General features: G+C 73.6%; 21 protein-coding genes. 4 read left to right on the top strand and 17 right to left on the bottom strand.

Annotated elements, in window-relative coordinates; translation table 11 throughout:
• Positions 1-6: 6 nt before the first annotated feature.
• Together ACIRS1_RS05005 and ACIRS1_RS05000 are read right to left on the bottom strand one after the other, a co-directional pair.
• Positions 7-486, bottom strand: a complete 480-nt coding sequence (locus ACIRS1_RS05005) for a hypothetical protein (RefSeq protein WP_402836818.1) — start codon at positions 484-486, stop codon at positions 7-9.
• Positions 483-989, bottom strand: a complete 507-nt coding sequence (locus ACIRS1_RS05000) for an RNA polymerase sigma factor (protein ID WP_360207285.1) — start codon at positions 987-989, stop codon at positions 483-485. The genes ACIRS1_RS05005 and ACIRS1_RS05000 overlap by 4 nt, the downstream gene beginning before the upstream one ends.
• A 255-nt stretch (positions 990-1,244) precedes the next feature.
• Here ACIRS1_RS05000 and ACIRS1_RS04995 point away from each other — a divergent pair, with 255 nt between their 5' ends.
• Positions 1,245-1,712 (top strand): DUF3995 domain-containing protein, encoded by a 468-nt coding sequence (locus ACIRS1_RS04995; protein WP_402836816.1) that lies wholly within the window; start codon positions 1,245-1,247, stop codon positions 1,710-1,712.
• 113 nt (positions 1,713-1,825) lie between these two features.
• Here ACIRS1_RS04995 and ACIRS1_RS04990 read toward each other — a convergent pair whose 3' ends face one another.
• Positions 1,826-2,215 (bottom strand): RidA family protein, encoded by a 390-nt coding sequence (locus tag ACIRS1_RS04990; RefSeq protein ID WP_387898439.1) that lies wholly within the window; start codon positions 2,213-2,215, stop codon positions 1,826-1,828.
• Positions 2,216-2,287: 72 nt separating this feature from the next.
• Between ACIRS1_RS04990 and ACIRS1_RS04985 the strand changes: the two genes are divergently transcribed.
• On the top strand, positions 2,288-3,196 hold the full coding sequence (locus ACIRS1_RS04985) for a LysR substrate-binding domain-containing protein (protein WP_402836814.1): 909 nt from the start codon (positions 2,288-2,290) through the stop codon (positions 3,194-3,196).
• Between the two features lie 86 nt (positions 3,197-3,282).
• On the opposite strand, the gene ACIRS1_RS04980 is transcribed toward ACIRS1_RS04985, so the two are convergent.
• A complete protein-coding gene (locus ACIRS1_RS04980; RefSeq protein ID WP_402836812.1) occupies positions 3,283-3,678 on the bottom strand; it encodes a DUF3052 domain-containing protein in 396 nt (131 codons plus the stop codon).
• 43 nt (positions 3,679-3,721) lie between these two features.
• Positions 3,722-4,300, bottom strand: a complete 579-nt coding sequence (locus ACIRS1_RS04975; protein ID WP_360207302.1) for a dienelactone hydrolase family protein — start codon at positions 4,298-4,300, stop codon at positions 3,722-3,724.
• 267 nt (positions 4,301-4,567) lie between these two features.
• On the opposite strand from ACIRS1_RS04975, the gene ACIRS1_RS04970 reads away from it, so the two are divergent.
• Positions 4,568-6,271 carry an alkaline phosphatase D family protein gene (locus ACIRS1_RS04970; RefSeq protein WP_402836890.1) on the top strand — a complete coding sequence of 568 codons (1,704 nt, stop codon included), beginning with the start codon at positions 4,568-4,570 and terminating at the stop codon, positions 6,269-6,271.
• Positions 6,272-6,425: 154 nt separating this feature from the next.
• Here the strand turns inward: ACIRS1_RS04970 and ACIRS1_RS04965 are convergent, their stop codons facing one another.
• From ACIRS1_RS04965 to ACIRS1_RS04940, 6 genes are all read right to left on the bottom strand, one after another.
• Entirely contained in the window at positions 6,426-7,301 is an 876-nt protein-coding gene (locus ACIRS1_RS04965; RefSeq protein WP_387898432.1) for an ABC transporter permease, read from the bottom strand.
• Entirely contained in the window at positions 7,298-10,114 is a 2,817-nt protein-coding gene (locus tag ACIRS1_RS04960; RefSeq protein ID WP_402836809.1) for an alpha/beta fold hydrolase, read from the bottom strand. Before ACIRS1_RS04960 ends, ACIRS1_RS04965 begins: the two co-directional genes overlap by 4 nt.
• 163 nt (positions 10,115-10,277) lie before the next feature.
• Positions 10,278-10,739: a GNAT family N-acetyltransferase gene (locus ACIRS1_RS04955; RefSeq protein WP_360207306.1), complete on the bottom strand. Its 462-nt coding sequence runs from the start codon at positions 10,737-10,739 to the stop codon at positions 10,278-10,280.
• Between the two features lies 1 nt (position 10,740).
• Positions 10,741-11,679 carry an RluA family pseudouridine synthase gene (locus tag ACIRS1_RS04950; protein WP_360207309.1) on the bottom strand — a complete coding sequence of 313 codons (939 nt, stop codon included), beginning with the start codon at positions 11,677-11,679 and terminating at the stop codon, positions 10,741-10,743.
• A gap of 72 nt (positions 11,680-11,751) precedes the next feature.
• Entirely contained in the window at positions 11,752-12,387 is a 636-nt protein-coding gene (gene lspA, locus ACIRS1_RS04945) for a signal peptidase II (RefSeq protein WP_387898680.1), read from the bottom strand.
• Between the two features lie 162 nt (positions 12,388-12,549).
• Entirely contained in the window at positions 12,550-13,017 is a 468-nt protein-coding gene (locus tag ACIRS1_RS04940) for a TraR/DksA family transcriptional regulator (protein WP_360207314.1), read from the bottom strand.
• A 619-nt stretch (positions 13,018-13,636) separates the two neighbouring features.
• Between ACIRS1_RS04940 and ileS the strand changes: the two genes are divergently transcribed.
• On the top strand, positions 13,637-16,765 hold the full coding sequence (gene ileS / locus ACIRS1_RS04935) for an isoleucine--tRNA ligase (protein ID WP_402836806.1): 3,129 nt from the start codon (positions 13,637-13,639) through the stop codon (positions 16,763-16,765).
• Positions 16,766-16,910: 145 nt separating this feature from the next.
• On the opposite strand, the gene ACIRS1_RS04930 is transcribed toward ileS, so the two are convergent.
• From ACIRS1_RS04930 to ftsZ, 6 genes are all read right to left on the bottom strand, one after another.
• Entirely contained in the window at positions 16,911-18,239 is a 1,329-nt protein-coding gene (locus tag ACIRS1_RS04930; protein WP_387898424.1) for a DivIVA domain-containing protein, read from the bottom strand.
• 59 nt (positions 18,240-18,298) lie between these two features.
• Complete coding sequence (locus tag ACIRS1_RS04925) at positions 18,299-18,580, bottom strand: YggT family protein (RefSeq protein ID WP_360207322.1); 282 nt, start codon at positions 18,578-18,580, stop codon at positions 18,299-18,301.
• A gap of 98 nt (positions 18,581-18,678) precedes the next feature.
• Positions 18,679-19,281, bottom strand: a complete 603-nt coding sequence (locus ACIRS1_RS04920; protein WP_360207325.1) for a cell division protein SepF — start codon at positions 19,279-19,281, stop codon at positions 18,679-18,681.
• Positions 19,282-19,576: 295 nt separating this feature from the next.
• A complete protein-coding gene (locus ACIRS1_RS04915; protein WP_360207328.1) occupies positions 19,577-20,365 on the bottom strand; it encodes a YggS family pyridoxal phosphate-dependent enzyme in 789 nt (262 codons plus the stop codon).
• A complete protein-coding gene (gene pgeF / locus ACIRS1_RS04910; protein ID WP_402836803.1) occupies positions 20,365-21,096 on the bottom strand; it encodes a peptidoglycan editing factor PgeF in 732 nt (243 codons plus the stop codon). The genes ACIRS1_RS04915 and pgeF overlap by 1 nt, the downstream gene beginning before the upstream one ends.
• A complete protein-coding gene (gene ftsZ / locus ACIRS1_RS04905; RefSeq protein WP_360207333.1) occupies positions 21,093-22,316 on the bottom strand; it encodes a cell division protein FtsZ in 1,224 nt (407 codons plus the stop codon). The genes pgeF and ftsZ overlap by 4 nt, the downstream gene beginning before the upstream one ends.
• Positions 22,317-22,436: the final 120 nt, after the last annotated feature.

Here is a 22,436-nt window from a genome sequence, read left to right as displayed (position 1 = left end):
CCGGCCTCACCCCTCCCCCACCAGCGCCGCGAAGCGCACCAACGGGTCCCCCGTGAACGGCCGCAGCGCAGGTGCGAGCAGCCGCGCGCCGCGGAAGCGCAGGCCGCCGAGGAAGGCGAAGCGGGTGGTGCCCTCGCTCTCGGGGCGGGCCGCCATGCCGCCGAGCACCAGACGGCTCTGCATCAGGCACCAGCCGGGGGCCAGGTCGATGTCGAAGGTGGCCCGCAGCCGGGTGTGGCCGTGGATCCGCGCCCGCAGCGAGCCGTCCGGCGCGGGGGCGCCGAGGTGGACGGTGCGCACGTCCGGGATCCACAGCGGCATCGTGCGCTCCAGGTCCCGGGCGAGCGCCCAGACCCGCTCGAAGGGCGCGTCGATGACGGCCTCGCCGATCCGGGCCGCGCCGGGCGCGGTGGCGGCGATCACGTGCAGGCGCCGCACCGGGTCGAACTCGGCGACGGGCCACGGCGGTGTCGGGTGCTCGGTCACTGCTGCCACGCCTTTCGGAAGCTGAGTCGGGCCCGGGAGAGCCGGGACTTGACCGTCCCGGGTGCGACGGCCAGCAACGCCGCGGTCTGCCGTTCGTCCAGCCCCTCCAGGTCGCGCAGCAGCAGCACGGCGCGGTGCTCGGGCGAGAGCCTGGAGAGCACGTCGCGGACGTCCGCGGCGAGTTGGGGGTCGCCGGGAGCAGGCAGGTCGCCGAGCTCGGCGGGCCGGGTGCGCGCCGAGCGAGTGGCGTGCCGGACGGCCTCGCGCACCGCGATGGCCCTCACCCAGCCGAACAGCGCCTCCGGCTCGCGGAGTTGGCGCAGCTTGCGGAGGACGACGATGAGCGCCTCCTGCGTCGCGTCCGCGCCGTCGTCCAGCGCGATCGGGCCGCAGAGCCGGCGGACGTACGGGGTGACCAGGTCCAGCAGCCGGCCGGCGGCGATCTGGTCGCCGGCCTGGGCGGCCCGGACCAGCTCCGCGAGGCCGGGTGGCGGCTCCTGCATGGCGTGCTCTCCGTCGGTCGGCGACAGGGGTCCGAGGAAGGAGGGCCCGATCGGGCGGAACGTTCCCTGCGTCTTCCGTCCGGCCGCAGTGTTCCTCGTCACAGGAACGGACCGGCGGGCGGGGCGCTCCTCCGGGTGTCCGAACGTCCTGGCACTCCGCCTGACACTCCGCGAGGTGACGACATGAAGCAGCGTGCGGCACGAAGGATCCTGCGACCTGAGGGAACACCCCGCCCCAAAAACCCTGCACATCCGGTGCGGACGGGAGCGGGGGCCGCCGCCGTGGGGACGGTGCTGGCGGTGGACGGCCTGGTCCACCTGTACTGGGCCACCGGCCGGACCTGGCCGGCCTCCGACACCGCCCGGCTCTCCCAGCTGGTGCTCAACCTCCAGGTGCCCTTCACCCCGCAGGTGCTGGTCCCGCTCGCCGGGGTGCTGCTGTCCGGGGCGGCGCTGGTGGTGGCCCACGGCGGACGGCTGCCGGCTCTGGCCCGCCGGCTGCCCCCGGTGCTGCCGCGCCTGGCGACCGGGGTGGTGGCGGGCGGCCTGCTGGCCCGGGGTGCGGTCGGGCTGGTGTGGGCGACGGGAGCGGGCGCCGACCCGGGGGACACCTTCTACTGGCTCAACCTGCTGCTCTACACCCCGCTCTGCCTGGTGCTGGGCCGCACCGCGTGGCGGCTGTCCGCCGCACCGGCACCCGCACCTGCACCCGCTGCACAGTAGGCAGCCGGGCCCCAGTAGTCGCCTGGTCCCCTTCAGTCGCCCGGGCACAGGGAAGCACTCGGGCACAGGACGTCGGCCAGGCGCAGGAAGTCGGCCGGTCCGACTTCCTGCGCTCAGGCACCCGGCCGCCGGGCCTCCACCTCGATCTCGATCCGCATCCGCGGGTCGGCGAGGCCGCAGACCATCATGGTGGCGGCCGGCCGGACGTCGCCGAAGCAGCGGCGCAGCACGGGCCAGCAGGGCTCGAAGTCCGCACGCTCCGGCAGTAGGTAACGCACCCGCACCACGTCGGCGAAGCCGCAGCCGGCCTCGGCCAGCGCGGCCCCGATGGTGCGCAGGCACTGCTCGGCCTGCTCCACCACGTCGTCGGAGATGGTCATGGTGGCGTAGTCGAAGCCGGTCGTCCCGGACACGTGCACCCGGTCGCCGTCCACGACCGCACGGGCGTAGCCGATCCGTTCCTCGAAGGTCGAACCGCCGAGGATCGCGCGTCGCTCTGTCATGCGCCGCACGCTAGGCGGGCGGTACCGATACGTCCAATACTCCGGAGGCCTTCTCCTGATATCCCTGGGCGTATGGACCGCCCCGAGATCCCCCTCCCCCAGCTGCACGCCTTCGTCGTCCTCGCCGAGGAGCTGCACTTCGGCCGCGCGGCCCCCCGGCTCGGCGTCGCCCAGCCGCCGCTGAGCCAGCAGATCCGGCGGCTGGAGGAGAAGGTGGGCCATCCGCTGTTCACCCGCGAGCCGGGGCGGGTGGCGCTCACCCCGGCCGGCCGGGAGCTGCTGCCCGCGGCCAGGGCGGCCCTCACCGGCCTGGCCGACGGCCTGGCGGCGGCCCGCGCCGTCGGCACCGGCGAGGCCGGCCGGCTGCGGATCGGGTTCTCCGCCTCGCTGGCCCTGACCGTCCTGCCCGGCCTGCTGCACACCTTCCGGCAACGCTTCCCTGCCGTGGAGCTGGACATCCGCGAGATGACCACCGCACCGCAGCTCGCCGCGCTGCGCGAGGGCGCCGTCGACGTCGGCCTGTTGCGCGAACCGCCCGCCGCCGAGCCGGGGCTGGACTTCCGGACGGTGCTCAGCGAGCCCTTCGTCGCCGTGCTGCCGAAGGCCCACCCGCTGGCCGCCCGGCGCACCCTGCCGGTCGGGGAACTGGCGGACTCGCCGTTCGTCCTGCTGCCCCGGGAGGTCGGCCCGCAGCTGTACGACCGGATCACCGGCCTGTGCACCGCGGCCGGATTCACCCCGCGCATCGTCCAGCACGCGGTGGAGTGGCAGACGGTCTGCGCGCTCGTCGGGGCCGGGCTCGGCGTCTCGCTGGCACCGGCGAGCATCCGGCGCATCCGCCTCCGGGGCGTCGCCTTTCGCGGGATCTCCCCGGCCGGCGCCCGCACCCGCGTCGCGGTGGCCTGGCGGGGCGCCGACCGCAACCCCCTGGTCGCCCAGCTGCTGACCGCCGTCACCCAGGACCGGCCGACCGCGTCCTGACGCTCCCGCCCGGGCCCGGAGGAGGGAGGAGCCGCTGCCCCGATCGGGGGAGGGCCTCCACCACCCCGGGCGAGCGGCGGAACGCCTCAGCCCCGCAGCTCCCGCCGGATCACCAACCGCAGCCCCGACCACACCGCGTCGATCGCGCACACCTTGTTGTCCACCAGCCCGGTGGGCAGCGCGGCCTTCCGCACCCCGTCCCCGTCGAGGTCGCTCACCACCCCCGAGGACTTCTTCGGCCAGGCCACCCACAGCCCGGCCGCCGGCCGCATCAGCGCCCGCAGGTCGGCGAGCCCGGCCCGGTAGGCGGCGCGCCCGGCCGGGAACCACACGCAGACGTCGAACGGCCCCTCCGTCACCAGGCTGACGCCCGGGGGCAGTTCGGGCACGGTGAAGCCGTCCGGCGCACCGGCGAGCAGCAGCTCGTCGCCCGCCCGGATGCCGAGCTTGCGCGCCAGTGGCGTCCCCTGCTCACCGGCCACCGCTCCGCCTCCCTGCTCCGGAGATCCGGGCTCCGCCGGGCCCTCAGGCGTCCAGCTCGGCGAGGAAGTCCAGCGCGACGGCCCAGGCCCGCTCGGCGGCCTCGGCGTCGTAGTCGGCGAGGTCCTGGTCGGTGAACAGGTGCCCGGCGCCCCGGTAGCGGTGCACCTCGACGTCGGCCCCGGCCCGGCGCATGTTCAGGTACCAGGCGTTCAGCCAGTCCTCGGTCTCGAACGGGTCGGGCTCGGCGACGTGCAGCTGCACCGGGATCTCGGTGGCGGCGTCCTCGCGCAGGTCGGAGGTGCCGTGCAGGAGCAGCAGGCCGCGGGCCTTCTCGTCGGCGAGGGCGAGGTTCTGGGCGAGCGAGCCGCCGAGCGAGAACCCGGCGTACACCAGGCCGCCGTCGGAGTGCGGCGCCGCCGCGACGACGGCCCGCCGGAGCAGTTCCTCGCTGCCGCCGAGCTCGTCCTGGTGGGCGATCCCGGCCTCGATGTCGTCGAAGGTCCGCCCGTCGTAGAGGTCCGGGGTGTGGACGGTGTGCCCGGCCGCTCGCAGCCGGTCGGCGGCGGCGTGCACGGCGGGACGCAGCCCGAGGGCGGAGTGGAAGAGGACGATCTGGGCCACGGCGGGGTCCTTCGACGGCTGGGGGCGGGTACTCCTCCATGATCTCCCATGGACGGGCCGGTCTCCTCCCGGCCCGAACGGCATCCGGACCGCGCCGGAACCACGCCCGGACCTAGCCCGAACCGCACCCGGACCGCGTCCGAACCACGCCCGCCCGCCCCCGCCCCCGGGCCGGATCCGGCCGATCCGCGACGGACCGTCAGGTCGCCGATTTACCAACGCTTTACCAACCGGTAGCCTTCGGCCGTGAACGATCTTGTCGATGCCATGACCCCCGCCCGCCCCGGCCGCCGCCGGCTGCTGAAGGCCGGGGCACTGGTCGCGGGCGGTGCCGCCCTCCCGCTGGCCCTCACGACCCCCGCCGAGGCCGCCGGGGCCACGCCGGCCGCCCCGGCCCCGGCCCCCGCCACTGCCACTGCCACCGGGTCAGACCCCGCGGCCCCCGCCCCGCGCTTCCTGCACGGCATAGCCTCCGGCGACCCCCTCCCCGACGGCGTCCTGCTCTGGACGAGGGTGACCCCCGCCCCCGAGGCCGTCCCCGGCTCCGGCCTCGGCCCCGACACCGAGGTCCGCTGGGAGCTGGCCGCCGACCAGGCCTTCACCCGCGTCACCGCCGGCGGCACGGTGACCGCCACCGCCGCCGCCGACCACACCGTCAAGGCCGACGTCCGCGGACTGGCCCCCGACACCACCTACTGGTACCGCTTCACCGCGGGCGCCACCGTCTCCCCCGTCGGCCGCACCCGCACCACCCCGGCCACCGACGCCACCCCCGCCCGGGTCCGCTTCGGTGTCGCCTCCTGTTCCAACTGGGAGGCCGGCTACTTCTCCGCCTACCGCCACCTCGCCGCCCGCGGCGACCTGGACGCCCTGCTCTTCCTCGGCGACTACGTCTACGAGTACCGGACGGGCGAGTACTGCGCCCGCGGCACGGTCGTGCGCCCGCACTCCCCCGCCCACGAGATCGTCACCCTGGCCGACTACCGCACCCGCCACGGCCAGTACAAGACCGACGAGGACCTCCGCTCCCTGCACGCGAGGATCCCCGTCATCGCGATCTGGGACGACCACGAGTTCGCCAACGACGCCTGGTCCGGCGGCGCCGAGAACCACACCCCGGGCACCGAGGGCGACTGGGCGGCCCGGATGGCCGCCGCCAAGCAGGCCTACTTCGAGTGGATGCCGGTGCGCCCGTCCGTCGCCGGGACGACGTACCGCCGGCTGCGCTACGGCCGGCTGGCCGACCTGCACCTGCTGGACCAGCGCTCGTTCCGCTCCCAGCAGGTCAAGGTGGGCGACGGCGCCGTCGACGCGGCCGACCGCACGATCACCGGCCGCGCCCAGATGGACTGGCTGAAGGCCGGGCTCGCCGCGTCCGACACCACCTGGCGGCTGGTCGGCAACGAGGTGATGATCTCCCCCGTCGCCTTCCTCTCGCTCCCGGACTACCTGCTGCGCCCGCTGGCGAAGCTGCTCGGCCTGCCCGGCGAGGGCGTGGCCGTCAACACCGACCAGTGGGACGGCTACACCCACGACCGCCGCGAGCTGCTCGGCCACCTCCGGGCGAACGGCATCACCAACACCGTCTTCCTGACCGGCGACATCCACTCCGCCTGGGCCGCCGACGTCCCGAACGAGGCCGCCACGTATCCGCTGTCCGGCAGCGTGGCCACCGAGTTCGTGGTCACCTCGACGACCTCGGACAACATCGACGACACCCTGAAGGTCGCGCCGCACACCGTCTCGCTGGCGGCGGCCACCGCGCTCAGGACGGCCAACCCGCACATCAAGTGGGTCGACCTCGACTCGCACGGCTACGGCGTCCTGGACGTCACGCCCGAGCGGGCCCAGATGGACTACTACGTCCTGTCCGACCGCACCCGCAAGGACGCCACGAGCAGCTGGGTCCGTTCCTACCGCACCCGCAGCGGCACCCAGCGGATCGAACGCGTCGACGCCCCGGTCGGCTGACACGACGCGCCGACGCCCCGGTCGGCTGACGCCCCACCGGCCCCCGTCGGCCCGCGCCCACCGGCCCGGGCCCGCCGCACCCCGGCGGGCCCGGACGGCCCCGACCCGACGAGGCACTCCCCGAGGCGTGTCCGACGATCCCCGGGACACCTCCCTAGGACACCACGTCCTTGCGCGCGAACCCCCGGAACGCCAGCGCCAGCAGCACCACCGCGTACGAGAGCGACAGCGAGACCCCCTGCACCATCCCGCCCCACTCCAACTGCGGCTGCAGCGCGTCCGCCCAGGCGTACTGCCAGTGCGCGGGCAGCCACTCCCGCAGGTCCCCGAGCGCCGTGACAGCGTCCAGCACCCCGGTGATGATCGAGGCGAACACCGCCCCGCCGACGGCCCCGAGCGGGGCGTCCGTCGCGGTGGACAGCCAGAACGCCAGCGCCGCGATCACGATCTCGCTGAGGAAGACGAAGGCCGCCGCGAGGGCCAGCCGGGGCAGCGCCTCGCCGGCCGACAGGCTCGCCCCGGTGGGCAGCCTGAGGTCCCCCCAGCCGTACGCGGCGGTGCCGACGAGCAGCCCGATCAGGGGCAGCAGGGCCACCGCGACCGCCGAGAACGCCAGCCCGACCGCGAACTTGCGGGCCAGCAGCCTGGCCCGGGGCACCGGCGCGGCCAGCAGGTAGCGCAGCGAGGACCAGCTGGCCTCCGAGGCGACGGTGTCGCCGCAGAACAGCGCGACCGGGATGACCAGCATGAACCCGGTGCCCACGAACAGCATGGTGGCCGCGAAGTTGGGGCCCGAGGCGGTGGCCAGGTCGATGAAGGTGGTCCGGTCCGGGCGGCTCGGGGTGCCGCCGATCTGGAACGCGGCGAGGATGACCAGCGGCATCGCCGCGAGCACCGCGCCGATCACCAGCGTGCGGCGCCGCCGCAGCTGGCGCATGGCCTCCACCCGCAGCGGCAGCGTCCGGCCCGCCCGGTAGCCCTCGGCGTGGTCCGCCGACACGGTGTGCTCCGCCTGCGCGACGTCGCTCACGCCGCACCTCCGATCAACGACAGGAACGCGTCCTCGAGCCGGCGCTGCGGCCCCGCACTCTCCACCGGCACGCCCAGGCGCACCAGTTCGGCCAGCAGCTCGCTGGCCGCCAGCCCGTCCAGGCGCACCAGCAGCCCGCCCTCGACGGCCTCCGCCGAACCGACCCCGGCCAGCGCGCCGACCTTCTCGACGACCGACTCCGGGTCGTACGGGGCGGGCACGCCGATCAGCAGCTGCTCGCCGGCGCCGACGATCTCGCCGACCGCACCGGTGGTGACCAGTCGGCCGCGGTCCATCACGACCAGGTCGGTGCAGCTCTGCTCGACCTCGGCGAGCAGGTGGCTGGAGACGATGACGGTGCGCCCGGCCGCCGCGTACCGGATCATCACCTCGCGCATCTCGCGGATCTGCGGCGGGTCGAGCCCGTTGGTCGGCTCGTCCAGGATCAGCAGGTCCGGCATGCCGAGCATCGCCTGCGCGATCGCGAGCCGCTGCCGCATGCCCTGCGAGTAGGTCCGCACGGCGCGGTCGAGCGCCTCGCCGAGCCCGGCGATCGCCAGCGCCTCGTCGAGGTGGGCGTCCTGCTCCGGCCGCCCGGTGGCCTGCCAGTACAGCCGCAGGTTGGCCCGGCCGGTGAGGTGCGGCAGGAACCCGGCCCCCTCGACGAACGCGCCGACCCGGGAGAGCACCGGAGCGCCGGGGCGCACCAGGTGGCCGAAGATCCGGATCTCGCCCGCGTCGGGCCGGATCAGGCCCATCAGCATGCGCAGCGTGGTGGTCTTGCCGGCACCGTTGGGCCCGAGCAGGCCGAGCACCTGCCCCTGCTCGACGCGGAAGCCCAGCTCCTTGACGGCGTAGCGGTCCTGGGAGCCCTTGTAGCGCTTGCTGAGGCCGCTGATCTGCAGCGGCACCGCGGCGAGCGCCGGGTCGTACGCCGGCCCGGCGCCCGGCGTCCGGCGGCGCCGCAGCCGGGGCAGCAGGACCAGGGCGAGGGCCACCGCGACGCCGACCAGCGGCAGCACCCAGGTGCGCGCGGGCAGCGGCGCGGCCTCGGTGACGAGCTGCTCGACGGTCGGCGCGGCGAGCGCCCCGGCGGGCGCGACCCGGTAGGTGGCCGGTTCGACGGGCGAGGCGTACGCGAGGTCGGTGGCGGCGACGACCAGCCGCAGCCGGTGCCCGGCCGGGAAGGTGTGGTCGACGGCGGGCAGCGCGACGGTGACGGTGCGGCCCGCGTCGGCGCCGGTGACCCGCAACGGGGCGGCCAGCTGTTGGGGCAGCACGGCCTTGCCGTCCGGTCCGACGTCGTACAGCTTGGCGAAGAGCACCGCGTCGGGCCGGTCGGCCTGCACCCGCAGCGGCACGGTGGGCTGCCCGGTCAGGTGCAGCGGGCGGTCCAGCGGCGCGGAGTCGAAGGCGGCGTTCTGGCCGGGGAAGTCGAGCGCCAGCCCGGCTCCGAGCGAGGCGGCCTGGCTGAGCGCGCCGATCCCGGGCACGGTGGAGATCCCGGGCGGGGCGCCGCCGGGCGGGTTCGCGAAGGTCCGCTCGCCGTCGCCGCCACCGCCGGTGAGCTCGACGGACCGGCTGCCCGTGCCGCCCAGTCCGGGGTAGCGGTCGGCGCTGGCGCCGCGCAGCACGGCCTGGAAGCCGGTGGAGTCGACGCCACCGGTGCGGGTGACCCGGAACGCCGGGCCGGTGTCGTTGCCGCGGCCGCGCAGGTAGTGGTCGAACCAGGCGGTCACCCGGTCGTCGACCCGGGCGCTGGTGTCGGTGCCGCCGTCGTGCCCGCCCGCGAACCAGTCCACCGAGACGGGCGCGCCGTTGGCGGCGACCGCCCGGGCGATCCGGTCGCCCTGGTCGAGCGGGAACAGCGAGTCCTGCTGCCCCTGGACGACCAGCGTGGGCGCCTTGAGCTGCCCGGCCACCGAGGACGGGCTGGAGCGTTCCAGCAGGGCGACGGCCTCCGGGTCCGCGTGCCCGGCGGTGGCGACCCGGTCGTACATCTGGCACAGGGTGTCCAGGAACCGGCCGCAGCCGACCTCGGCGTCCTGGGACGGGCCAGCCTGCGGGGCACCGCCCGGCCGCGCCGCCGTCCCGCCGCCGCGCGGGGCGCCGCCCGAGGGTCCGAGGTCGCCGGCCGCGCCGGTGGTGAAGAAGATCCCGGCCCAGAGCTTCTTGAAGACGCCGTCCACCGCGCCGGATCCCTCGACGCCCTGCGGGAACAGCGCGTCGGCCAGGTTCCACCAGGTGATCTGGGTGGCGACGGCGTCGATCCGGTGGTCGTAGGCGGAGGCGAGCAGGGCGACGCCGCCGCCGTAGGAGGCTCCGGTGATGCCGACCCTCGGGTCGCCGGGCGCGTCGAGCTGCACCTCGGGCCGCTGGGCCAGCCAGTCCACCAGGTGCTTGACGTCCTCGACCTCGCGGTCGGGCGCGTTGAGGCCGATCTTGCCGCCGGAGCGCCCGAAGCCGCGCGCCGACCAGGTCAGCACCGCGTAGCCCTGCCGGGCCAGCTGCTGGGCGCGCTCGCGCTCGCCCTCCTTGGAGCCGCCGAAGCCGTGCGCGAGCAGCACGGCCGGCCTGGGGCCGCTGCCGGTGGTGAAGAAGGAGGTGTCCAGCTGGACCTGCCGGTCGCTGCCGGGGGTCTCGGGCATGCTCAGGAACCGGTCCTCCTGTCGGACCGCCTGCTCACCGCCGGACGCCACCGCGGCCGTACCGGCCCCGACCACCGCCACCAGGGCGACCGCACCGGCCACCAGCCTGCGCCGTACCGTCGTACCCCGGCCGCGCCACCGGCGCCACGCCCCACCGAACTCCATGGGGGCTGATCGTATCCGCCGCAGCGGTAGGCGTCCGATAAAGCCGGCCGCCCCGCCCGCCGGGGCCGCCCTCCGACTCCGCCCCGCACCGCCCGGAAAGCCGCGTTCCCCGTGCCCTGACCGGGCACGGGGAACCGTCTGACGGCCCTCCGGAGGGGGGCGGCTACAGCACCCGGGTCATCGTCCGGTGCGGGATCCCGCCGTCCTGGTACACCGGCCCCTCCGCCGCGTACCCGAGCCGCTCGTAGAACCCGAGCGCCTGCACCTGCGCGTGCAGCTCCACCTCACGGGCGCCGCGGGCCAGTGCGGCCGCCTCGATCGCCCGCACCAGGTCCGCGCCGAGCCCGGTCCCCCGGGCCGCCGCGACGACGGCGAGCCGCCCGAGCAGCACCCGCCCCTCGACGCCGCCGGTGAGCTTCAGGGCCTGCTCGCCGTGGATCAGCCGCGCCGTCCCCAGCGGGGTGCCGTCGGCGCCGACGGCCAGCAGGTGCTCCGAGGTGGGGTCGAGGTCGTCCCACTCCTCGTCCTCGGGGATCCCCTGTTCGACGATGAACACCGCGCGCCGCACACCGTGCACCAGCGCGAGGTCCGCCTCGCCCTCGGCGACCCGGACGGTCACCGCCATGTCAGCTCTCCGCCGAGATGATGTCGAGCGCCTTCCGCAGGTCGGCCGGGTACTCGCTCTTGAACTCGACCCACTGCCCGTCCGCCGGGTGCTCGAAGCCGAGCGAGACGGCGTGCAGCCACTGCCGGGTCAGCCCGAGGCGCTTGGCGAGCGTCGGGTCGGCGCCGTAGGTCAGGTCGCCGACGCAGGGGTGGCGCAGCGCGGACATGTGCACCCGGATCTGGTGGGTGCGGCCGGTCTCCAGCTTGATGTCGAGCAGCGAGGCCGCGCGGTACGCCTCGATGAGGTCGTAGTGGGTGATGGAGGCCTTGCCGTCGCGGGTGACGGCCCACTTCCAGTCGGAGCTGGGGTGGCGCCCGATCGGCGCGTCCACGGTGCCGCTCATCGGGTCCGGGTGCCCCTGGACGAGCGTGTGGTAGCGCTTCTCGGTGATCCGGTCGTGGAACTGCCGCTTGAGGTCGGTGTACGCGCGCTCGGACTTGGCGACGACCATCAGGCCCGAGGTGCCGACGTCGAGCCGGTGCACGATGCCCTGGCGCTCGGCCGCGCCGGAGGTGGAGATCCGGTAGCCGGCGGCGGCCAGACCGCCGATGACGGTGGTGCCGGTCCAGCCGGGGCTGGGGTGCGCGGCGACGCCGACCGGCTTGTCGACGAGCACGATGTCCTCGTCGTCGTGGACGATCCGCATGCCCTCGACGGGCTCGGCGACGATCTGCACCGGGGCGGCGGGGGCGGGGATCTCGACCTCCAGCCAGGAGCCGGCGGTCACCCGGTCCGACTTGCCGGCCACGGCGCCGTCGAGCGTCACCTTGCCGTCGGCGGCCAGCTCGGCGGCCTTCGTCCGGGAGAAGCCGAACATCCGGGCGAGGGCGGCGTCGAGGCGCTCGCCCTCCAGGCCGTCGGGTACGGGGAGGCTGCGGATCTGCGCTGCGGTACTCACCCGTACGAGTATGCCGGAAACCCGGGCCGCCCCCGTCCGCCGAGCTCCGCCCGCCCCTGGCGGGAGGGCCCGCTACTCGCCCTTGGCGCTCTGCTGGTGGACGGTGCCGTCCGGGTTGCTGCCCCGGAAGGAGAGCAGCACCACGAGGATGCCGCCGCAGACGATCGCCGAGTCGGCGAGGTTGAACACCGCGAAGTGCTGGACGGAGATGAAGTCGACGACGTGCCCGCGGAAGACGCCCGGCGCGCGGAACAGCCGGTCGGTGAGGTTGCCCAGGGCGCCGCCGAGCAGCAGCCCGAGCGCGATCGCCCAGGGCAGGCTGTACAGCCGGCGGGCGATCCGCCAGATCACCACGATGACGGCCGAGGCGATCATCGTGAAGACGACGGTCAGCGCCTGGCCCATGCCGAAGGCGGCGCCGGAGTTGCGGATGACCTGGAAGGTGACGACGTCGCCGATCACCTTGATCGCCGAGTGGTTCTCCAGCCGGGCCACCACCAGCAGCTTGCTGCCGAAGTCGATCAGGAAGGCGAGCAGGGCGACGACCAGCAGCACGCCGATCCGCCGGGGGCCCTTCGGCGCCTCCGCCGCGACCGGAGCGGGCGCCTCGGTGGGCTCGGTGGGCTCGGCCACGGCCACCTCCACGGCTTCGGCGGGGGTCGGGACGGCGTCGTCCCGGGTCTGGGGGGAACCTTGCGTACTGATGATCCGCTCCGCTGCCGATGGAGCTCCCCCGTCCGGAGCGGGGGAGGGTGGGCCCTGGTCGCCGGGCCCGGCGCATCCGGGCCGGATGCGCTGCAGGGGTCGGGCGACGTTACGGGGTCGAGCGTACGGCAAGCCCGACCCCCCGCGTCGCGCCGGTCGGTCGGTTCAGCGGCGTTCCTGCTTGGCCTTGCACTGCACGCAGAGCGTCGCCCGGGGGAAGGCCTGCATCCGGGCCTTGCCGATCGCCTTGCCGCAGGACTCGCAGGTGCCGAAGCCGACGCCCTCCAGCCGGGCCAGGGCGCGCTCGGTCTGGGCGAGGCTGTCCCGGGCGTTGTTGGCCAGCGCGAGCTCGCTCTCCCGGGAGATGTTCTTCGTGCCGGCGTCCACCTGGTCGTCGCCGGCTCCGTCGTTGGAGTCGCGCATCAGGCCGGAGATGGCGGCCTCGGCGGCGTCGATCTCGTTGCGCAGGCGGTCCAGTTCGCTGATGAGCTCGGTGTGCAGCTCGTGCACCTCGCCGGTGGTCCACGGGTCCTCGCCGGGCCGGATCGGCAGCGTGGCCGGGTCGACGGACTCCGCGCCGCGCGTCACGGTGACGGTGTCGGTGCTGCTGTTCTGCCGTGCGGTAGTGGTCACGGTCCCCTCCCCTGGATCGGCCGCCACGGCCTTGCGTGCCCGCTTGGTGGCGGTACCCGCGCCGGTTGCCTTCTCAGCCATGGCTTCGACCCCATCTACGAACGAATCGAGCCGCCGGTTCCCGGCGGCCTCCAGTGCCGGAACGATAATCCCGATCAAAACCGGTCACAACATGACATACCGACGCCTCACGATGATCCCACCCAGGCAGCCGCCCCAGCCGCCACGCCCCGCGCGCTGACCAGACTTGTGCCCAGATCACCCCCGCCTAACCGCCCCTTCCCACCCCCTGGACGGGCCCCCGGGAAACGGTTTGGACAAACGGGTTCGCCCGGCCGATACACTGGCCGTGCAAGGCGCAGATGGGACGAGTACCGACGTACGCAGCCACCAGCGACCCGGGGACGGTGCGAGCCCGGGGGTGTGCGCGGCGGGAAGATCACCCCGGAGCCGCCGGAAGAACGGCCGCCCCCCGGCGGCCCGGTAGACCCGGCAGCAAGCCCAAACAAGAGGGCCGCAGTCACCATCGCGGCCAAGGAGGGTGGTACCGCGGGACGGCACGCCGTCTCGTCCCTCCGGAGGATCCAGCCCACGCATCCGCCGGAGGTAGACGCCAGCGATGAGCACCTATAACCCCGTCCCCGCACAGGTCGACCTGCCTGCCCTCGAGCACCGGATCCTGTCCTTCTGGCAGGACGACAAGGTCTTCCAGCGCAGCCTGGAGCAGTCCGAGGGCCGCCCCGAGTGGGTCTTCTACGAGGGCCCGCCGACCGCGAACGGCATGCCCGGCGCCCACCACATCGAGGCCCGCGTCTTCAAGGACGTCTTCCCCCGCTACCGGACGATGAAGGGCTACCACGTCGCCCGCAAGGCCGGCTGGGACTGCCACGGCCTCCCGGTCGAGCTCGCCGTCGAGAAGGAGCTCGGCTTCTCCGGCAAGCAGGACATCGAGGCGTACGGCATCGCCGAGTTCAACGCCAAGTGCCGCGAGTCGGTGACCCGCCACACCGACGCGTTCGCCGAGCTGACCACCCGCATGGGGTACTGGGTCGACCTCGACGAGGCCTACCGCACGATGGACCCGTCGTACGTCCAGTCCGTCTGGTGGTCGCTCAAGCAGATCTTCGACAAGGGCCTGCTGGTCCAGGACCACCGGGTCGCCCCCTGGTGCCCGCGCTGCGGCACCGGCCTGTCCGACCACGAGCTGGCCCAGGGCTACGAGACCGTGGTCGACCCCTCGGTCTTCGTCCGCTTCCCGCTGACCGGCGGACCGCTGGCCGGCCGGGCCGCCCTGCTGGTGTGGACCACCACCCCGTGGACCCTGGTCTCCAACACCGCCGCCGCCGTCCACCCGGAGGTCACCTACGTGGTGGCCACCGACGGGACGGAACAGCTCGTCGTCGCCGAGCCGCTGCTCGCCAAGGCGCTCGGCGAGGGGTGGGAGACCACCGGCGAGTCCTTCACCGGTGCCGAGATGGAGCGCTGGGCCTACCGCCGCCCCTTCGACCTGGTCGAGATCGAGGACGCGCACTACGTCCTCAACGCCGACTACGTCACCACCGAGGACGGCACCGGCATCGTCCACCAGTCGCCCGCCTTCGGCGCGGACGACCTCGCGACCTGCCGCAGGTACGGCCTGCCGGTGGTCAACCCGGTGCTGGCCGACGGCACCTTCGCCCCCGAGGTCCCGCTGGTCGGCGGCCAGTTCTTCAAGAAGGCCGACGAGGCCCTGGTCGCGGACCTCCAGGAGCGCGGCCTGCTCTTCCGCCACCTGCCGTACGAGCACAGCTACCCGCACTGCTGGCGCTGCCACACCGCGCTGCTCTACTACGCGCAGCCGTCCTGGTACATCCGGACCACCGCCGTCAAGGACGCGCTGATCCGCGAGAACGAGGCCACCAACTGGTTCCCCGGGACGGTCAAGCACGGCCGCTTCGGCGACTGGCTGAACAACAACATCGACTGGGCGCTCAGCCGCAACCGCTACTGGGGCACCCCGCTGCCGATCTGGCGCTGCGAGGAGGGCCACCTCACCTGCGTCGGCTCGCTGGCCGAGCTCTCCGAGCTCACCGGCACCGACCAGAGCGCCCTCGACCCGCACCGCCCGTACATCGACGACGTGACCTTCGGCTGCCGCGAGTGCGGCGGCAGCTCCACCCGGGTGCCCGAGGTCATCGACGCCTGGTACGACTCGGGCTCGATGCCCTTCGCCCAGTACGGCTACCCGTACGAGAACAAGGAGCTGTTCGAGAAGCGCTACCCGGCGCAGTTCATCTCCGAGGCGATCGACCAGACCCGCGGCTGGTTCTACACGCTGATGGCCGTCGGCACCCTGGTGTTCGACAGGAACAGCTACGAGAACGTCGTCTGCCTGGGCCACATCCTGGCCGAGGACGGCCGCAAGATGTCCAAGCACCTGGGCAACATCCTGCAGCCGATCCCGCTGATGGACCAGCACGGCGCCGACGCCGTCCGCTGGTTCATGGCGGCCGGCGGCTCGCCCTGGTCGGCCCGCCGGGTCGGCCACGGCACCATCCAGGAGGTGGTCCGCAAGACCCTCCTCACCTACTGGAACACCGTCGCCTTCCAGGCCCTGTACGCGCGCACCGCCGGCTGGTCCCCCTCCGCCGCCGACCCGGCCCCGGCCGACCGCCCGCAGCTGGACCGCTGGGTGCTCTCCGAGCTCAACACCCTGGTCCGCGAGGTCGACGCGGCCTTCGAGGCGTACGACACCCAGCGCGCCGGCAAGCTGCTCTCCGGCTTCGTCGACGACCTGTCCAACTGGTACGTCCGCCGCGGCCGCCGCCGCTTCTGGCAGGGCGACGCCGCCGCGCTCGCGACCCTGCACGAGGCGCTGGAGACGGTCACCCGCCTGATGGCGCCGCTGACGCCGTTCATCACCGAGCAGGTCTGGCAGGACCTGGTCGTCCCGGTCGTCCCGGACGCCCCGGCCTCGGTGCACCTGTCCGCCTGGCCGGTGGCCGACGAGTCGCTCGTCGACGCCGACCTCTCCCGCCACATGGCGCTGGTCCGCCGCCTGGTCGAGCTCGGCCGGGCGACCCGCGCCGAGTCGGGCGTCAAGACCCGCCAGCCGCTGTCCCGCGCGCTGGTCGCCGCCCAGGGCTGGGACGAGCTGCCCGCCGACCTGCGCGCGCAGATCGCCGAGGAGCTCAACGTCTCCGCCCTGGAGTCCCTGGCGGAGGTGGGGGGCTCGCTGGTCGACACCAGCGCCAAGGCCAACTTCCGTGCGCTGGGCAAGCGCTTCGGCAAGGGCGTGCAGGACGTCGCCAAGGCGGTCGCCGCCACCGACGCCGCCCGCCTGGCCGCCGAGCTGCGCGCCGACGGCGAGACCTCGGTCGAGCTGGACGGCGAGACGGTCACGCTCTCCCCGGACGAGGTGATCATCACCGAGACCCCGCGCGAGGGCTGGGCCGTCGCCAACGAGTCCGGTGCCACCGTCGCGCTCGACCTGGCGATCACTCCGGAGCTCAAGCGGCTCGGCGTCGCCCGCGACGCCATCCGCCAGATCCAGGAGGCCCGGAAGAACTCCGGCCTGGACGTCGCCGACCGCATCGTCCTGCGCTGGCGGGCGACCGCCGAGGAGACCGCCGAGGCCATCGCCGAGCACGGCCCCCTGGTCGCCGAGGAGGTCCTCGCCACCGACTTCGCCGCGGGCGCGGCGGACTGGGACTCCGAGACCTTCTCCGACGACTCCCTCGGCCTCGCCTTCCAGCTCCGCAAGGCCTGACCGACACCCGGAGCCGCCGTCACCCCTCGCCGGGGTGGCGGCGGCTCCGCCGTTTCCGTCCGGCCGCCCCCTCCAACGACGGGAGCGCCCCCCGCCCGACCCTGGGGGTCGGACGGGGGGCGCTCCGGAAGGTCGGGCTAGGACCTCAGTTGTCGCCGTCCTCGTCGATGAGGAAGCCGCGCATCGGCGCCGGGGCCTGCTGCATCGGCTGCGGCGGCTGCGGACGGACCGCGGCCATCGGCTGGGTCATCCCGGCCGGCTGCATCTGCGGCGCACCGGTGTTGCCACCGGGGGCCGGCACACCGAAGCTCGGCGCCGGGGCGTTGCCGCCGAAGGAGCTCTGACCGCCGAACGACGGCGTGCTGCCACCGAAGGACGGCTGGTTGCCGCCGAAGGACGGCGCGCCGCCCATCGAACCGGCACCGGCCGGAGCCATCGACGAGGCCGCCGGCGGCAGCGACGCGGTGGCGGGGATCCGCGGCGGGGCGAGCGAGTCGTCGGCCTGCGACTCCAGCTGGCGCAGCTGGGTCTCCAGGTACGACTTCAGACGCGTGCGGTACTCGCGCTCGAAGGCCCGCAGGTCCTCGACCTTGCGCTCCAGCGTGGCGCGGGCGGACTCCAGGGAGCCCATCGCGACGCGGTGCTTCTCCTGCGCGTCCCGCTCCAGGGCGTCGGCCTTGGCACGGGCGTCGCGCTCCAGGCCCTCGGCCCGGCTGCGCGCCTCGCCGACGATCTTGTTGGCCTCGGAGCGGGCCTCGGAGATCGCCTGGTCGGCGGTCTGCTGAGCGAGTGCCAGGACGCGGGCGGCGCTGTCGCCACCGGGGCCCTGCTGCTGCATGGGGCCGCCCATCGGGCCGCCCATCTGCTGCGGCGGGCCGCCCATGGGGCCGCCCATCGGCTGCATCTGCTGCTGGCCCATGCCCTGGCCCATCGGGTTGCCCATCTGCTGCGGGCCACCGGGACCGCCCATGGGCTGCAGCATCTGACCGCCCATCGGCTGGACCAGCTGCTGCTGGCCGCCCATGGTCTGGTTCATCTGCTGCTGCGGGCCGCCCATCTGCTGGGGGCCGGCGGGGAGCTGCGGGGCACCGGAGGGCAGGCCGAGGGGCTGGTTGCCCATCTGCTGCTGCGGGCCGCCCATCTGCTGCTGCTGGGGGCCACCGGGGCCGCCCATCTGCTGCGGGCCGCCCGGGCCCTGCTGGCCGGGGACCGGCGGGCCGGATATGGCGGCCGGGACGGGGGCGCCGGGACGGCTGTCCTGCGGCGGCTCCTTCCGCATGTTGGCCTGGTTCTGGGCGGCGGCACGGGTGGCGGCCGCCAGCTTGGCGCGCAGGTCCTCGTTCTCGCGGAGCAGGCGGGTCAGCTCCGCCTCGACCTCGTCGAGGAAGGCATCGACCTCGTCCTCGTCATAGCCTTCGCGCAGGCGGACGGTCGTGAACTGCTTGTTCCGAACGTCCTCGGGGGTCAATGGCATCTCTTCACCTCAACGTGATCGTCGGCACACCGGCATCCTGTCGCATCGCTCACCTACGACTAGGGCCGCACAAGCGAGATCAGGACATACACAATGATCATCAGTACGAAGAAGGACAGGTCGAGCGCCACGCCCCCGAAACGCAACGGCGGGATGAACCGCCGAAGAAGCTTGAGCGGCGGATCCGTGACAGTGTACGTGGCCTCCAGGACCAGGACCATGGCCTTGCCCGGCCGCCACGAACGCGCGAACTGGAAGACCCAGTCCATGACCAGCCGTGCAAGCAGGAACACCAGGAAGACGGTCAGGGCGTAGTAGAGCACCGCCCACACGATGTCCATCGCGTTTTCCCTCTCCCCGGTCCGGCCCTGGGGCCTGCCGCTCGTCGCCTGTCGCTAACCCACTGTTGATCGGATCCACACGTAAAGTCGTGGCCGGGTCAGCTCTGGTTGAAGAACCCACCCTCGGCGATCCGAGCCTTGTCCTCCGCCGTGACATCGACGTTAGCAGGCGACAGCAGGAACACCTTCTGTGTCACGCGCTCGATACTGCCGTGCAGACCGAAGACGAGTCCAGCGGCGAAGTCTACGAGCCGCTTGGCGTCCGTGTCGTCCATCTCGGTGAGATTCATGATCACAGGGGTCCCGCCGCGGAACTGTTCCCCGATGGTACGGGCCTCGTTGTAGGTCCGGGGGTGCAGCGTGGTGATGCGGTAGGGCTCTCGTTCGTTCACTACCTTGGGCATGATCACCGGGGCGCTCTTCTCCAGGTTGTGGCGGCGTTCGGGTGTGATGGACGACACTGGTGCCATCCTTGGGGTCTCCTGCCGGATCGGGACCGCCGCCGGCACCGGCTGCGGGGTGATCGAGGAGACCGGGGCGGGCGCGGGGGCCGGCCGGGGAATGTCCTCGGTCCGCTGTCCCGTGCGAATCGGCTCGGGGTCCGCGTCGTAGTCGTCGTCGGGGTCGTACCCCTGGCCGTCGTACGTCTCGTCCTCCACGAGGCCGAGGTAGACCGCCATCTTGCGCATTGCGCCGGCCATGCTCCTGTCTCCTCCGCTCATGGCCACCGCGCAGGCGCCCGGTGGCTGCTTCGCGAAACGCGCACCTTCCGGTGGTCGCTCGCTCCGTGCGGACCGACTCCGTCCCGGCGGCCAGGCCGTTACGGCCCTGCCCGCGGATTCCGCGGTCCACCCACGACGGCGCGTCAGGCCGACGGCCGCTCAGAGTTCGTGGGGTGGGGGCCGCGGAGCTGCGATCCACGGTTCGCTAGCGCTCCGGGGAGCTGCTAGATTCTGTCCTATTTTGTCCTGCAGTCTGATCTACTACCCGGTGACGTTACCTGAGGGGTGACCTCACTCCGAGTACCGCCGTTCCGACGCGCACATGTGTCGCCCCGGCGGCAATCGCCTGCTCGAGGTCACCGCTCATCCCTGCGGAGACCATGGTGGCAGCAGGATGGTCCGTCCGTACGGCGGTTGCGATTTCCGCCAGCCGCGCGAAGGCCCGGGCCGGGTCCCCGGCCAGCGGTCCGGCCAGCGGGGCGACGGTCATCACACCGTCCAGCCGGAGCCCGGGCGTGTCGGCGATCGCGTCGGTGAGCTCCGCGACGTCCTCCGGGGCGACCCCGGCCCGGTGCCCGCCCTCGCCGTGCTCCTTGTCCAGGGCCACCTGCACCAGACAGCCGAGTTCGGGGCGCTCCGCCTTCAGCACCGCGGCCGAGAGCGACTCCACGAGCCGCAGCCGGTCCACCGAGTGCACGTGGTTGGCGTAGCCGACGACCGAGCGGACCTTGTTGGTCTGCAGCTGTCCGACGAAGTGCCAGTCAAGAGGAAGGTTTCTGCACTGCACTGCCTTGGGTGCGGCGTCCTGGTCGCGGTTCTCCGCGACGTCGGTCACCCCCAGGCCGGCCAGCAGCGCGCTGTCCTCGGCGGGGTAGGTCTTGGTCACGACGATCAGGGTGACCTCGTCGCGCGGCCGTCCGGCGGCCGCACAGGCGTCGGCGATCCGCCGCTCCACCACGTCGAGGTTGGTCCCCAGCTCCTCGTACCGGGCCCGCTGGCCCTCCGTCAGCGCGTCCAGGAAGTCCGCGCTCCCCGGGAACGGTCCGTAGATGTCGTTCGTCATCAGTGATCAGGGCCCAACCAGACGTAGCTCGCGAGCCGGCCGGTGCGCTGCTCGCGGCGGTAGGAGTAGTGATCGGCGGACTCCAGGGTGCAGACCGGTGACCGCACCGGTCCCGTGACCCCGGCCGCGGCCAGCTGGGCCGCGACCCCCTCCGGCACGTCCAGTGCCGGCGTCCCCCAGGAGGTCTCGGCGAACGCGGCGGGCACCACCGCGGCGACCTCGGCCCGCAGCGCGGCCGGCACCTCGTAGCAGCGGCCGCAGACCGCGGGGCCGGTCGCGGCGGCGATCCGGCCCGGCTCGGCCCCCAGTTCGACCATCGCCCGCACCACCGCGGGCACCACCCCGGCCGCCAGGCCCGGGCGGCCGGCGTGGGCCGCGCCCACCACCCCCGCCACCGGGTCGGCCAGCAGCACCGGGGTGCAGTCGGCGGTCAGCACGGCGAGCGCGAGCGGCCGGTCGGTGACCATCGCGTCGACCGTCGGGGCCTCCCCGAGTGACTGGCGCTCCGTCACCACGGCGACGTCCGCGCCGTGCACCTGGTTCATCCAGACCACGTCGGCCGGGTCCAGTCCGAGCTCCCGGGCGGCTATCGCCCGGTTCTCGCGGACGGCCGCCGGGTCGTCGCCCACCGCGCCGCCGAGGTTGAGCTCCCCGTACGGCGAAGTGCTCACCCCGCCCCACCGGTCGGTGAAGGCGAAGTGAGCACCCGCGCGTACCGCGTGATCGATCACTTAAGGAAGTCCGGGACGTCGAGCTCCTCCGCCGGGCTCTCCACGTACGGCTGGCGGGCCGGCTGCACCTGCGGGGGCACCGGGGCGGCGGTGGCGGTGGCCGGGGCCTCCGCGGCGCGCGGGGCGGCCGGGGCCTCGCCCTCCGAGCGGGAGGTCACCGAACCGATGCTCCCGTAGGACGGCCGGGCGGCCGGGCGCTCCGGGGCGGCGGACGGGGTGGTCGCGGCGGCCGGGGTGGACTTGACCACCGGGTCGCGGACGATCGCCGGCGGCTGCCCGCCGTCGAAGCCGGCCGCGATGACGGTGACGCGCACCTCGTCGCCGAGCGCGTCGTCGATGACCGCACCGAAGATGATGTTGGCCTCCGGGTGGGCGGCCTCGCTGACCAGTTGGGCCGACTCGTTGATCTCGAACAGACCGAGGTCGGAGCCGCCCGAGATGGACAGCAGCACGCCGCGGGCGCCGTCGATCGAGGCCTCCAGCAGCGGCGAGGAGATCGCCATCACGGCGGCCGCCTTGGCGCGGTCCTCACCGCGGGCCGAGCCGATGCCCATGAGCGCCGAACCGGCGTCCGACATGACGGACTTGACGTCCGCGAAGTCGAGGTTGATCAGACCGGGGGTGGTGATCAGGTCGGTGATGCCCTGGACACCGGAGAGCAGGACCTGGTCGGCCGAGCGGAACGCGTCGAGCACGCTGACCTGGCGGTCCGAGATGGACAGCAGCCGGTCGTTCGGGATCACGATGAGGGTGTCGACCTCCTCGCGCAGGCTCGCGATGCCGTCCTCGGCCTGGTTGGCACGGCGCCGGCCCTCGAAGGTGAAGGGGCGGGTGACCACGCCGATGGTCAGGGCGCCGAGCGAACGGGCGATGTTGGCGACGACGGGCGCGCCGCCCGTGCCCGTGCCACCACCCTCGCCCGCGGTGACGAAGACCATGTCGGCCCCCTTGAGGACCTCCTCGATCTCCTCGCGGTGGTCCTCGGCCGCCTTGCGGCCGACCTCGGGGTTGGCGCCGGCGCCGAGGCCCCGGGTGAGTTCACGGCCCACATCGAGCTTGACGTCGGCGTCGCTCATCAGGAGGGCCTGCGCATCGGTGTTGATCGCGATGAACTCGACGCCCTTGAGACCGACCTCGATCATCCGGTTGATGGCGTTGACACCACCGCCGCCGATTCCGACGACCTTGATGACTGCGAGGTAGTTCTGCGGTGCTGCCACGTCGAAGGCCTCTCGCCTCGAATTTCCGGGTCGGCCCGGCCCGACGGGGCCGTTCCGACGGATGTCGATGGGTAGGGAGCCTGGTTTCTGACTGAATGTCCGAAATGCCGACCGCCGACC

Origin of the sequence: Kitasatospora sp. NPDC101176, from assembly GCF_044768035.1 — a bacterium.
Lineage (GTDB): Bacteria > Actinomycetota > Actinomycetes > Streptomycetales > Streptomycetaceae > Kitasatospora.
The sequence above is the reverse complement of the archived record's forward strand: the minus strand, read 5'-3'. Positions and strand labels throughout refer to the sequence as shown.